This is a genomic window from Helicobacter sp. MIT 00-7814, assembly GCF_003364115.1.
Lineage (GTDB): Bacteria > Campylobacterota > Campylobacteria > Campylobacterales > Helicobacteraceae > Helicobacter_F.
In genome coordinates, this window is sequence record NZ_NXLL01000022.1 from 1 (window position 1) to 13,100 (window position 13,100).

The following is a 13,100-nucleotide window of genomic DNA, read 5'->3' on the forward strand; positions in this document are numbered from 1 at the left end:
GTCTATAATGGATTTTCAAAAGTTATTTTGCTAGAATCCGCCAAAAATCAGTAACTTTTTAAGGAAATTCTTTTGGAAAAACTTCTCTCATGCTTTGAATACATCAAGCGCTACCATGTGGATATGCTAGATTCTATAAGCATTATGTTAGAGCTTTTTATTCTCAAAAACCACGCGCCAGAGGTTTTAGAGGATTTTATCACACAAGGACAAAAGCGCAAAAATATTTTCGCCCAGCTTGATTTAGAGCTAAAAAAGCTCATAGATGCAGAACAATTTATCGCCATAAATCCAAATATTAATTTTTTAAAAATCTTTAAAATGTTGCAAAGTGCCTCAACACAGCTCAATGATATCGAGGAATTTTTGCATATTGTCACACAAAAAAAGACAGCAAATAAGCTCTATTACTATTCCACGCCTTTGGAAGTCAATGAACTTTTGGTGCGCTTGCTTGATATTAAAGATGGCGAGAGCATTTATAATCCCTGCTATGGCATTGGCTCGCTGTTTTTGATGATTTCTCAAATCGCACAAGAAAAGCGCGCGCAAGTCTCACTCTATGGCGAGGAGCTAGATTCTCGCTTGGCAAAGGTGGCGAAGCTTACTTGCATACTCTCAAACTTAAGCTTTGAAAATCTTATGGTAAATGACATTTTAAAAGCGCCCTGCTTTGATTCTCGCTTTGATAAGATTATTTGCAATCCGCCAAATGTCTCACATATCGGCGTGGAGTATCTCAAGGACGACAAGCGCTTTAGCGGACTTCATGGGCTGGCAAAAACTTATTCTGAATGGGTGTTTTTAATCCACGCGCTGCATCATCTCAAAAAGCGCGGTGTGTTTGTTTTACGCACGCAAACTCTGCAAAAATCAAGCATTGAAAGCGAATTTATGCAAAGATTCTATAAACAGGGGCTGATAGAGGCGATTATCGAGCTACCAAAAAATATTTTTCCGCACCAAAATGCGGATTTTTGCGTGCTGGTGCTTTCCCCAAATAACAAAGAGATCTTAAGCATTGACGCCAAAAATGAGCGCTTTTGGAAAAAAGATGGCAAATACAATCGCCTTGTGAATCTGGATTCTCTGCTGGAGTGCTTTTTTAAGCGCAAAAATAATGACTTTTGCTTTCTCACGCCTTATAGCGAACTGCCAAAATACAACCTTCCCATTGTGAGGAAAAAAGAGCAAGATTCCCAAACAAAAAGCCTTTTACTCGGCGATTTAGTAACGATTTTTCGCGGACAGCGCGTCTATGGCGGGAAAAATGACGCAAAAATCACTTATTATGATGTGGGCTTAGCGGATTTTAGCGATTATGGAATCAGCAAAAACTTCAGCACCTTGCGTAGCCTAGGCGATAAAGCAAAGATAAAAAAATACGCGCTTAAAGCCTATGACATTTGCCTTTCTTTACGCGGGAGCACGCCAAAGGTTGGCATTTTTGGCGAGAATCTCAACTCCACCCTTGCAGTGGCAAACACCGGCATCGTCATCGTGCGCGCAAAAAGCAAAATCGAGGCGCTTGGGCTGTATTGCTACTTTTACTCAAATAGCGGGCAAATGGCGCTTGGCGAGCTTTACGCACATTATATTAAAACTATCGATGTGGAAAATCTCAAAGAACTCAGAATCCCGCTTGATTTTAAAATTGGCGCGGAGGAGAAATTTAAGCGCCTTTGTGATTTGAATGAAAAATTAGAATCCATCAAATCCGAGCTGGAATCTTTGCGCGAGTAGCTAATCGCGCGTTTAAAAGGCAAAATGTGAAGTCACAAGATTCTATAAATTTGCAAGATTCCATAAAACTGCAAGATTCTGGCATCAACCCAAAATCCTGCGCCAAAGGCGTGCATATCATCGCACCTTGCAATATTTATGGTTGCGAGCTTGGCGAAAATGTGTTTGTGGGACCATTTTGTGAGATTCAAAGCGAGGTGAAAATCGGCGCAAGAACGCGCGTGCAAAGTCATAGCTTTATTTGCTCGCTTGTGGAGATTGGAGAGGATTGCTTTATCGGGCATGGCGTGATGTTTGTCAATGATTTGTTTAAAGAGGGCGCGCCCTCAAAGCAAAAGTCGCAATGGCAAAGCACAAAAATTGGCAACAATGTCAGCATTGGCTCAAATGCGACAATCCTGCCTGTGAAAATTTGCGATAATGTCGTCATTGGCGCGGGAAGCGTGGTGAGCAAGGATATTGTAAAAAGTGGATTCTATGCGGGGAATCCTGCGCGCTTTTTGCGGGAATTATAAGAGATTATTAAAGGAAATTTATGCAAACACTCAAACATATTGCAATCATAATGGATGGCAATGGGCGCTGGGCGCAAAATCGTGGCAAAAATCGCACCTTTGGGCATAAAGAGGGCGCAAAAGTCGTGCGCGAAATCACGCAATATTGTGCGAGCAAAAATATCGCTTTTCTCACGCTTTACGCCTTTTCTACGGAAAATTGGCAACGCCCAAAGCAAGAGGTGGATTTTCTCATGCGCCTTTTGGAGCGGTATTTAAAAAGCGAGCTTAAGGTGTATCAAAAAAATAACATCCGCTTTGTGGCTATTGGCGATATTAGCGCGCTAAGTGAGAATCTGCAAAGTCTAATCCGCCAAACCCAAACCCAAACCGCGCAAAATACGGGTTTAACGCAACTTCTCGCGCTTAACTATGGCTCAAAAGATGAGCTTTCTCGTAGTGTGCTCTCACTTTATAAAAGTGGCGAGTTGGCACGCCTAAGCACGCTAGATTCTACAAATTGTCTCAATGGCATCGCGCGCGGGATAGAATCGCATTTAGATACAAAAATCGCTGGCGATGTGGATTTACTCATCCGCACAGGCGGGGAAAAGCGACTTTCAAACTTTTTGCTTTGGCAGTGCGCGTATGCGGAGCTTTTTTGGACGAAGACGCTTTTCCCGGATTTCACCTCAAATGAGTTGGAAAAAATTATCGAAAAATTCCACAAACGCACAAGGCGCTTTGGTGGCGTGTAAATCGCGCATCGCAAAATAGAGAATCTCACAAAGGGTAAAAATGGATAATTACGAATATGGCGAGCTACTAAAAGAGCTTAGCGGGAAGGTTGAAAATATCGCAAAGATGATTAATCCGCCGACGTTGCAAAAAGAGCTGGAGGAAATCGCGCGCTTGGAGCTAGATCCAAATTTATGGGCGGATTCTAAAAAAGCTGGCGAGCTAGGCAAGCAAAAGCGCAAAATCACGCGCCTTTTGGAATCTTTTGAAAATGCGGATAGGAGCGTAAAAGATTCTGAAGAGCTTTTTGAGCTTTTAAGTGCTGAAAATGATGAATCTAGCTTGCAAGAGCTTTTTTCTCAATCAAGCGAGCTAAAGCGCGCAATTAGCGGGCTAGAAATCGCAGTTATGCTAAGTGGCGAAAATGATGGTGCAAACGCGATTTTCACCATACAGCCCGGCGCTGGCGGGACAGAATCACAAGACTGGGCGAGCATGCTTTATCGTATGTATCTACGCTGGGCAGAGCGGCGAGGCTACAAAGTCGAGCTTTTGGATTATCAAGATGGCGAGGAAGCGGGCATCAAAGGCGCGGCATTCATCATCAAAGGCGAAAACGCCTATGGCTACGCCAAAAGTGAAAATGGCGTGCATAGGCTGGTGAGAATCTCCCCATTTGATGCCAACGCCAAACGCCACACGAGCTTTGCCAGCGTGCAAGTAAGCCCCGAGCTTGATGATGATATACAAATCACCATTGAGGAAAAGGACATCCGCATCGACACCTATCGCGCAAGTGGCGCAGGCGGACAGCATGTCAATAAAACAGAATCCGCCATCCGCATAACCCACCTTCCCACAGGCATCGTCGTGCAATGCCAAAACGACCGCTCACAGCACAAAAACAAAGCCACCGCGCTAAAAATGCTCCAAAGCAAGCTTTATGAACTCGAGCGCGCAAAACAGCAAGGCGAGATAGATTCCAAAGATTTAAGCGAGATAGGCTGGGGGCATCAAATCCGCTCCTATGTCCTCGCACCCTATCAGCAGGTAAAAGACTTACGCTCAAACTACGCCACGAGCAACACAAGCGCGGTGCTAGATGGCGATATCGATGAGCTTATAGAATCCGTGCTGATAGGAATGAGCGTCAAAGAAGAGTAAAGATTTAAGATTGTAGTTTGGACTAAAATCTAGCGCGATATATAAAAACTTGAGAGGTAGGTAAAATGAATATAGCCATTATTAGTGGGGCGAGTTCTGGGCTTGGGGCAAGCTTTGTTCGTGCGATTATTGAGCTAAGAAAGAATGCAGGACAAAAGGATTTACTTAGCAAACTTAGCGAGCTATGGTTTATTGCGCGCAACAAAGAGAAGCTAGAATCCTTGCAGAAGGAGATTCTAGATTCTCAAAGCGTGCAAAATCCCCTAAAATGTAAAATCTTCGCGCTTAATTTAGCAGATTTATCAAGTTTTGAGACGCTAGAAAATGCGCTTAAAAGTCAAAATGCCCAAATTAGCCTGCTTATTAGCAATGCTGGCGTTGCGCGCTATGGGAAGTTTGTAGATTCTAGTTTGCAAGATATGCTAGATATTATAAATGTGAATATTATCGCCTCTAGCGCGCTTACAAAGATTTGCCTGCCATTTATAGCGCAAGGTAGTAAAATCATCGAAGTTTCATCAGTGGCGAGCTTCGCGCCAAATGTGAATCTGCTTGTTTATAGCGCGAGCAAGGCGTATTTGAGTGCGTTTAGCCTTGGACTCAATGAGGAGCTAAAAGCGCAGGGTATAGGCGTATGCGCACTATGTCCGGGACTTATGCAGACAGGAATGACGCCAGATTTAGGACAAACGCGCGAAGACGCGCGCAAACTGCCAGAGTTAGATTCCCAAAAAGTCGCAATAAATACGATAAAAGCAGCACTAAAAGGAAAAACGCTTTACACGCCCAGCCTTTTTTATAAACTTTACGCAATCCTAGCGCGCATTCTCCCAAGAGCACTAATAATCAAGCTAGCAAAAATGTAGATTTACTCGCTAACTTAGCTTTCCAAAAGCCAGAGAAACCACAAAATAAACGCGATTATGGAAGCAGGCACAGCGAAGATTATGAGCCATTTCATTTTGCTAAAGATAATAACACTCCCGCCGATAAGCCCGCTCAAAAATGCAGGAAAGAAAAAGATAACTAGCCACGCGGAATCCAACCCTGAAAGCACAAAAGTTACCAGTGTAAAAATAAAAAAATCTAGCACAATAAGCGCGCCATAAAGCCAATAACGCCTTTTATCAGCTATGTGCTTGATAAGGAGAAAAAAGGCGCAGGTAGTCAAAAGCATAGAAATTAAAAATATTGCGAACCAATAAGGCTTATTTGTGCCAACGCCCATGATTTCTGCCACACAGAAGGAGAAAATGCCAAGTGCAATGCCATGTGAAAAGCTCACAAGCAGAATACCAAAATATCTTATAGCGCACATTGTCTTAGTCATAAACTACCCTTTATCTGCATTTTTGGCGCATTATACCACGCAAAATCACTCACAAAAATTTGTAAAAGTTAAGATTCTAACAATTCTTTACGTATAGCATTTCACAAATGCCTAAAAAAGCAAAAATTTTCACGCCAAAAAGCGACAGAAATTTAAGTTAGCTTGTGTTATAATCCGCGCTTTGTGAGTTTAAGTAGAAAATATTTTTTAAGGTGATGGCATTGATTTTCGAGCATGAATTACCGCAAGGTAGCAAACTTTATTTTGACAAATCCGCGAAACTCAAACGCGATATAGAATCCCTTGCCGTGCGGATTCTGTATGAAAATGATTATAAGGAAATCGCCACGCCGACATTTAGCTTCCTAAGCCATCAAGACGACTTCTCAAACCGCGATATGATACGCCTAAGCGGGGAGGATAATCACCAAATCGTCCTACGCTATGATAGCACCGTCGATGCGATGCGTATCATCACAAAGCGTATCGCGCGCTCGACAAGCCACAAAAAGTGGTTTTATATCCAGCCGGTGTATGACTATCCGACAACAGAGCTTAATCAAATTGGCGTGGAGTTTTTGGATTCTCAAAGTTTAGCGCCTGTGATGTGCCTATCTGTGCTACTTTTAGAGGAGTTTGGTTTAAAGCCATTTTTGCAAATTTGCAATCAAAAAATCCCCTTGCTTTGCGCGCAACATTTAGACATCAATATAGAATCTTTTATCTCGCAAGATTATAGCGCGCTAGGCAAAAGTGCGGATTTTTTAAGCATACTTGCAAAGGTGCATAGTCAGCAGGATTTAGAAAAATGCCTTGATTCTATGCCGCAATTTTTACGCAAAGAATTAGAATCCTTGCTTGAGTGCGCGTCTTTTTGCGTGTATGAAAATACGATTTTTTCCCCGCTTTTTTACGCGCCGGGCGGGTATTATGAGGATTTATTTTATCGAGCATTTATTGGCAATGAAGTGCTAGTCATCGGCGGGCGCTATGTGATTTCGCAAACACCTTCATGTGGCTTTGCGATTTATACAGATAATGTCGTGGCGAAACTTTTGGAGGGAGCATAAAGAGTATGGCTGATGTGGTTGTAGGGATTCAATGGGGAGATGAAGGAAAAGGGAAAATCGTAGATTCTCTAGCGCGTGAATATGACTTTGTCGTGCGCTATCAAGGCGGGCATAACGCCGGGCATACCATCGTCGTAAATGGTAAGAAAATCGCGCTACACCTCGTGCCTTCGGGCATTTTGTATCCGCATTGCAAAAATATCATCGGAAATGGCGTAGTGATAAATACGCGCGCGCTCATTGAGGAACTAAGCGCGTTTAAGGACTTAGAAGGGCGCTTTTTTATCAGTGACAAAGCGCATGTGATTTTGCCCTACCATGAAATGCTTGATAAGGCAAAAGAGCAAAGCAAGCAAAAAGGCGCAATTGGCACAACTTGCAAAGGCATAGGACCAGCCTACACGGATAAAGTCGCAAGAAGCGGGATTCGTATGAGTGATTTACGCGATTTTGCGCTTTTAGAGCGCAAGATTGAATCTACCTTGCGCGATTTAGAGCCAAACGCGAAATATTTTAAGCTTGATTTGCCAAGTGTGGATTCTTTGCTTAAAGAGCTAAAAGCTGATAGCGAGGTGCTTTTGCCTTTTGTGAGTAATACGACTTTGCAAGTTTGGGAAGCACAAGATAGCGGCAAAAAGATCCTTTGTGAAGGCGCGCAAGGAAGCATGCTAGATATCGATCATGGCACCTATCCTTTTGTGACAAGCTCAAACACGCTCACTTCTGGCGCATGCAGTGGCACAGGGCTCGCGCCAAGGGATATTAAAAAAGTGCTAGGCATCGCAAAGGCTTACTGCACGCGCGTTGGCAATGGCGTATTCCCAACTGAAGATCATGGCGCAGATGGAGAATTTTTACGCCAAAAGGGCTTTGAGTTTGGCACAACAACAGGCAGAGCGCGCAGATGTGGGTGGTTTGACGCGGTGGCGGTGCGCTATGCGTGCAGGCTCAATGGGTGCGAGAGCTTAAGCATTATGAAACTTGATGTGCTAGATTCCCTAAAAACGCTCAAAGTCTGCACAGCATATGAATACAAGGGGCAAAAAATTGATTATGTGCCAACTGATTATGAAAACGCAAAGCCAATTTATACCCAAATGCAAGGCTGGGGAAGCGTGCAAGGTGTGAGAAAATACGCAGATTTAGAAGAAAATGCGAAAAAATACCTTGACTTTTTGCAACAATGCGTTGGCACAAAAATTTCGCTTGTCTCCACAAGCCCTGAGCGCGATGATATTATTAACCTAGAAAGCTAGCTTGATGGATACAAAATTTAGCCCTATCTTGCTCGTGCGCAAAAAAGCGCTTGATAGCCAAGAGCGCAAGATTTTGGAGCATAATAGATTTATTACAAACAAGCAAGAGGAAATCCATCACTTTTTAACACAAATTGCAGAAGTCGAACTTCCACAAAGTGGCAATTATCTCGCTTATAAGGCGGTTTTAGAGGTTAAAAACACGCTTTTGGCGCATTTAGAGCAACTCTACTCCGAGCTTTCCTCGCTCAAAGCCCAGCGCAAGGCACTTGAAGAGGAATACAAAATCTTAAATATCGAGTATGAAAAAATGAAATATTTAGATTCCAAAGAAAAAGAGGCGCGCTTAAAACAGCTCAAAATCGCGCAACAAAGGCAAAGTGATGAAGTCGCACTCATGCTACATCATCGCAAAAGGCTTGTGTAATGCGCGCGAAGTTATTTAGCGGGATTTTTGCGCTTTCACTCTCTTTTAGCTTTTGCGCGCAAGAAAACCTCCTTGATTGCAATATAATTTTTGAACAGCGCAAAGATGAAATCCGCCAAGAGCTTCAAACAATCGATGAGCAACAGCAAGCCCTGCAAGTTTTGCAAAATGCCACGCAAGTGCTTTTGGACGAAAAAATGCGAAAGCTTGAAGAGGCGCAAAAAGAAGTCGATGAAAAAATCCTAGAGCTTCAAAAGCATAAAGAAAAGCTCCTAGCGGACTTCAAAGCTCAAAATGAGCAGGCGGATTTGCAAATGAAAGCAAGGGAAGAATATGTGCAAGAAATGCTTGCAAAAAATGAGGAAATTTTGCACCAGATTCAGAAAAAAAGCGATGATAAGGTGATTGTGAGCTATCAGCAGATGAAAGAGGCGAAGTCCGCGGATATCCTTTCCGCGATGAAAGAAGAAGAAGCGGTGGAAATCCTCTCTCAAATGGATTCTAAAGATGTTAGCAGAATCCTTTCAAAAATGGATTCTGCAAAAGCAGCAAGTATCACGCAAAAAATCCGCGCGCCAAAGGGCGAAGATTCTATAAATTTGCCCCCAGCGCCAACTCCAGCACAAATCCAAATAACAGATACACTGCAAAATGGCGAGGCGCAAGATGAAGGCGCGCAAAATAACGAAATACAAAATAATGAGGTGCAAGAAAATCAAGCACAAGATTCAGTAAATCAAAATTTAAACGCGCAAGATTTGGCAGATTCCAACAATCCAAATTCTCCCACACCATAAGCCACGCAAATGTCTAAACAAGCCCTTCTAATCCTAAGCATCAACTCCCCACTTTTAGCCGGGCTGTATAGTGAGTGTGAGGATTCCACTCAATCAAACAGCATTGCAGAATCCACAAAATCTAAGAAATCAAAAAATAGCGAGTGCGTGCGCAAACCAAGCGAAGTAAAATCAACCCTAACCTTGCAAAACTCATGGGAATTTGCAGGACACACCACCCACGCGCTTAATTGCCTTTTTAGCGAGATTTTTAGCAAAAATATTGCGCTAGATTCAATTTATTACGCCAAAGGTCCGGGGCGCTTTAGCGCGCTCAAAGCTACACATATTTTTTTGCATACTTTATGCCTTGTGAAAGGTTACGCGCTTTTTAGCGCGCCTAGTTTTTATTTCAACAACAACGCGCCGATACACGCCTTTAGTGATAAATATTTTGTGCTAGAAAATGATGAGATTGTGCTAGAAAGTGTAGAATCCCTTGCGCAAAATACACTCTTGCAAAACGCGCTTAGTTTGCCAGAGATTTTGCGTCCAAAAGATTTTTCAAGCACAAATGAGCCACTCTATGTTTTGCCACCTGTGTGAGGCATCACGCCACCTTATGATAAGGAGTAGGAATTGAAAATAATCGTCCCCGCCACAAGCGCAAATCTTGGTCCGGGCTTTGATAGCTTGGGGCTTGCGCTAAGCTTATACAATGTCATCACTATCACGCCTGCTTCAATCACAAGCATTCAGATTGTCGGGGAAGGCAAGGATAATGTGCGCCTAAAGACGGATAATATTTTTGTCAAAATTTTTTCTGAGATTCTGCAATCTTTTGGGGAAAAGGCGGAATGCAAGTTTTTGTTTGAAAATAATATCCCCGTCTCGCGCGGGCTTGGCTCAAGCTCGGCGGTGATAGTGAGCGCGATATACGCAGCCTATGCGTATGCAAAAAAGCCACTCAATAAAGACAGCATGCTAAATATCGCCATAAAATACGAAAACCACCCTGATAATATTACCCCAGCGCTTTTTGGGGGCTTTAATGTCGCGGCGTTGCAGTATTCTCATAAAAGTGAAAAAAATGAAATCGCCCAAAATGTCTTGCGTATCACAGCGCCTATTCCAAAGGATATTAGCGCGGTGGTGGTTGTGCCACATAAAAGCATTTCAACTAAACTCTCACGCAAAGCATTGCCAAAAACCTACAATCTCAAAGATTGCGTGTTTAATCTCTCTCATTCCTCCTTGCTTACAGCGGCATTTTTAAGCCATGATTGGGACAAGCTCCGCCTTGCAAGCAGGGACAAACTCCACCAAAATGCGCGTATGAAAAACCTGCCTATTCTCTTTGGTTTGCAAAAACTAAGCCTAAATAATGGCGCGCTAAGTAGCACGCTAAGTGGCAGTGGCTCATCATTCCTTAATATCTGCTATAAAGAGGACAGCGCGCATTTATGCAAAGTCCTGCAAGAGGCGTTTCCAAAATTTAGAGTGCTAGAGCTAGAGTTTGATAATTTTGGCGTAAGAGAGTGCGAATGCTAACGCCACGCCTTGTTGAAGAGATTTTAGAATCTAGAAACACCACACAAGGCATTGCAAGCCTTAAAGATTTGCCACAGCCGCATTTGCTTAAAGGCGTGGTTGAGGGCGCAAAAATCGTTGCAAAAGTAATGAGCCAAAAGGGAAAGATTCTCATCGTTGGGGATTATGATGCGGATGGCGTGAATGCAAGCGCGGTGATGAGTGGGTTTTTTGATGCTATCAATTACACAAATTATGAAATCATTTTGCCAAATCGCTTTAGCGATGGCTATGGAATCTCGCCAAATCTCCTAGATCGCGTGAATGCGCCGCAAAATTTTGCGCTTGTGATAAGCGTGGATAATGGCATTAGCGCTTTTAGCGCGGCGGAATATTGCCAAACACACAACCTCCCTCTTATCATCACCGACCATCACACGCCACACGCCACACTGCCTTGCGCGCAATGCGTGATAAATCCAAAGCAAGAGGGTTGCGCCTTTCCTTTTAAAGATATTTGTGGTTGCGTGGTGGCGTGGTATTTTTGCGCTGGGATAAAGCAGGAATTGCAGGCAAATGTCGATATGGGCGCGTTTTTGCCATTTTTAGCCCTTGCGACTTTGGCGGATGTGATGCCACTTGTGGGGGTGAATAAGATTCTCGTTAAAAAAGGCTTAGAATCCTTGCAGAGCGCGCCTTTTGGATTCTGCAAGGTGATTTGTCAAAAGGTTGGCGTGATAAATGCCGAAAATATCGCTTTTAATCTTATCCCACTTTTAAATTGCGCGGGCAGAATGGGCGATGCGAATTTAGCGCTTGATTTTTTGCTTGCCAAAACACCTGCGCGCGCATTTAGCGCTTATGACAAACTTTGTGAAATTAACGCTCAAAGAAAGCTCGTGCAGCAAGAGATTCTCTCTCAAGCGCAGCAAAATCTCACGCAATTGCCAAATATTTTGTATGCAAGCGGGGAAGAATGGCATGGGGGCGTGCTTGGGATTATCGCTTCACAATTAGCCCAAACGCACAAAAAATGCGCCTTTGTGCTAAGCACAGAATGCGATGATGGGATCTTAAAAGGCTCGGCGCGGGGCTTTGGCGGGGCGGATTTGATAAAAACTGCGCAAAAAGTGCAAGAAATTAAGCCTTTACTCAAAGAGTTTGGCGGGCATAGTGGCGCGCTAGGGCTAAGTTTAGATTCTACAAATTTGCAAGAGTTTATGGAGCTTTTTTCAGAGCATTTATGCTTAGGTGAGGATATGCAAGAAAGCGTATTAGGCGAGATTAGCTCGCAATATTTGGACTTAGAATTTTTAAAAATGCTAGAGCGTTTTGAGCCTTTTGGCGAGGGGAATCCTATGCCTTTTTTCCTCTGTCGCGATTTAGAATTGATAGAATCTAAAGCCATTGGTAAAAACAAGGCGCATTTGAGCCTAAAATTCCTAAGTAGCAAAGGCGTGCAAATAAGCGGGATTGAATTTTTCAGCTCAGAAGTGCCAAAAGAAAAAAATGAATGGATTTTTAGCCTTTCAAAAGATATTTTTTACAATCGCCCTTGCCTCAAAGTTAGAAAAGATTGAATCCAGATTCTAAAAAAGACAAATTTAATGCCCTTTCTCACGCAAGAATTTCTCCTACCACAGCCAAAAAAGGCGTTTTTGTTCCTTATGCAGGATTTGGGATTTAGCATAAAAGAAGCCCAGCGTATCATCGATAAAGGACGATTGACGCAAAATAACCAAACCATCAAAAAAGCGCAAATTATCGCGGGCAAAGTGGAATTGCTCCATTTTGTGGCGGATTCTAACGCACTGGAAAATGACTCGCTCAAAAATCTCACGCTCCTTTTTTCAAACAAGGATTTTTGCGTGTATGACAAACCTCATGATTTGCTGACCCACCCAAAGGGCTTGTTTTCCCACGCGAGCTTAAATGACGCGCTCAAAATGCACTTTGGTAAGAACGCAAACCCGATCCATAGGCTAGATTCTCAAACGAGCGGGCTTGTGGTGTGTGGTTTGCATAAGAAAAGCGAAATTGCGCTAAAAAACAGCGTGCAAAAATTTCAAAAAACCTACACAGCAATCCTCAAAGGCGCACTCACAAGGGAATCTTTGCGACAAAATGGACTGATAGAAAAAGAGGGCGCTTTTCTTATTGATAAGCCGATTTTAAGTCAAAATACCAAAAAAGATCTAAGTATAAGAAGCTTTATAAGCGCACAAGGCAAGGAATCACAGACTTTGCTAAAGATTTTAAGCGTGAAGCAAAATGCCTCGCTTGTTTTGCTTACGCCATTGACAGGGCGCACGCACCAGCTCCGCGTGCATTTAGACAGCATAGGGCATCCGATTTTGGGCGATAGTCTTTATGGTGTGAGTGAAAATATCGCGCGCTATTTTTTAGAAACGCGCAATGTGGATGAGAGTGAGCACATTACGCTTACAGGCGCGCCATATTTGTGCCTCAATGCAAGCGCGCTAAAATTTTTCTTTAAAAATTTTATTTTTAGCTTTCACTCAAGGCTAGATTCTCAAATTTTGCAACTTTTTGCAACGCTTTGATTTTGAAA

The 13,100-nt window shown here is 43.0% G+C and carries 14 protein-coding genes; 13 read left to right on the forward strand and 1 reads right to left on the reverse strand.

The genetic code is table 11. From position 1 onward, the window contains the following. The first annotated feature begins 72 nt into the window (after positions 1–72). The 5 genes from CQA49_RS07280 (at position 73) to CQA49_RS07300 (ending at position 5,005) form a co-directional block, all read left to right on the forward strand. Positions 73–1,743, forward strand: coding sequence for an N-6 DNA methylase (locus CQA49_RS07280; protein ID WP_258864260.1), 1,671 nt, complete (start codon positions 73–75; stop codon positions 1,741–1,743). A 68-nt stretch (positions 1,744–1,811) separates the two neighbouring features. Beyond that, on the forward strand, positions 1,812–2,258 hold the full coding sequence (locus tag CQA49_RS07285; protein ID WP_408938916.1) for an acyltransferase: 447 nt from the start codon (positions 1,812–1,814) through the stop codon (positions 2,256–2,258). A 20-nt stretch (positions 2,259–2,278) separates the two neighbouring features. Further along, positions 2,279–2,995 carry a di-trans,poly-cis-decaprenylcistransferase gene (locus CQA49_RS07290; protein WP_115575311.1) on the forward strand — a complete coding sequence of 239 codons (717 nt, stop codon included), beginning with the start codon at positions 2,279–2,281 and terminating at the stop codon, positions 2,993–2,995. Positions 2,996–3,035: 40 nt separating this feature from the next. After that, positions 3,036–4,139: a peptide chain release factor 2 gene (gene prfB, locus CQA49_RS07295; protein ID WP_115575312.1), complete on the forward strand. Its 1,104-nt coding sequence runs from the start codon at positions 3,036–3,038 to the stop codon at positions 4,137–4,139. Positions 4,140–4,204: 65 nt separating this feature from the next. Beyond that, the gene (locus CQA49_RS07300) at positions 4,205–5,005 is read left to right on the forward strand and encodes an SDR family oxidoreductase (protein ID WP_115575313.1); all 801 of its coding nucleotides are present in this window, start codon (positions 4,205–4,207) and stop codon (positions 5,003–5,005) included. 14 nt (positions 5,006–5,019) lie between these two features. On the opposite strand, the gene CQA49_RS07305 is transcribed toward CQA49_RS07300, so the two are convergent. After that, the gene (locus CQA49_RS07305; RefSeq protein ID WP_115575314.1) at positions 5,020–5,469 is read right to left on the reverse strand and encodes a hypothetical protein; all 450 of its coding nucleotides are present in this window, start codon (positions 5,467–5,469) and stop codon (positions 5,020–5,022) included. A 215-nt stretch (positions 5,470–5,684) separates the two neighbouring features. Between CQA49_RS07305 and CQA49_RS07310 the strand changes: the two genes are divergently transcribed. Genes CQA49_RS07310 through CQA49_RS07345 form a run of 8 tightly spaced genes read left to right on the forward strand, consistent with a single transcriptional unit; the run spans position 5,685 to position 13,092 of the window. Then, a complete protein-coding gene (locus tag CQA49_RS07310; protein ID WP_258864261.1) occupies positions 5,685–6,539 on the forward strand; it encodes an ATP phosphoribosyltransferase regulatory subunit in 855 nt (284 codons plus the stop codon). A gap of 5 nt (positions 6,540–6,544) precedes the next feature. Further along, positions 6,545–7,795, forward strand: a complete 1,251-nt coding sequence (locus tag CQA49_RS07315; protein WP_115575316.1) for an adenylosuccinate synthase — start codon at positions 6,545–6,547, stop codon at positions 7,793–7,795. A gap of 4 nt (positions 7,796–7,799) precedes the next feature. Next, a complete protein-coding gene (locus CQA49_RS07320; RefSeq protein ID WP_115575317.1) occupies positions 7,800–8,222 on the forward strand; it encodes a flagellar export protein FliJ in 423 nt (140 codons plus the stop codon). Continuing rightward, positions 8,222–9,019: a MotE family protein gene (locus CQA49_RS07325; protein WP_115575318.1), complete on the forward strand. Its 798-nt coding sequence runs from the start codon at positions 8,222–8,224 to the stop codon at positions 9,017–9,019. Before CQA49_RS07320 ends, CQA49_RS07325 begins: the two co-directional genes overlap by 1 nt. A gap of 9 nt (positions 9,020–9,028) precedes the next feature. Then, positions 9,029–9,604: a hypothetical protein gene (locus CQA49_RS07330; protein ID WP_115575319.1), complete on the forward strand. Its 576-nt coding sequence runs from the start codon at positions 9,029–9,031 to the stop codon at positions 9,602–9,604. A gap of 33 nt (positions 9,605–9,637) precedes the next feature. Continuing rightward, positions 9,638–10,549, forward strand: a complete 912-nt coding sequence (thrB, locus tag CQA49_RS07335; protein WP_115575320.1) for a homoserine kinase — start codon at positions 9,638–9,640, stop codon at positions 10,547–10,549. Next, positions 10,543–12,108 carry a single-stranded-DNA-specific exonuclease RecJ gene (gene recJ, locus CQA49_RS07340; RefSeq protein WP_115575321.1) on the forward strand — a complete coding sequence of 522 codons (1,566 nt, stop codon included), beginning with the start codon at positions 10,543–10,545 and terminating at the stop codon, positions 12,106–12,108. Before thrB ends, recJ begins: the two co-directional genes overlap by 7 nt. A gap of 27 nt (positions 12,109–12,135) precedes the next feature. Continuing rightward, complete coding sequence (locus CQA49_RS07345; RefSeq protein ID WP_115575322.1) at positions 12,136–13,092, forward strand: RluA family pseudouridine synthase; 957 nt, start codon at positions 12,136–12,138, stop codon at positions 13,090–13,092. Positions 13,093–13,100 lie beyond the last annotated feature (8 nt).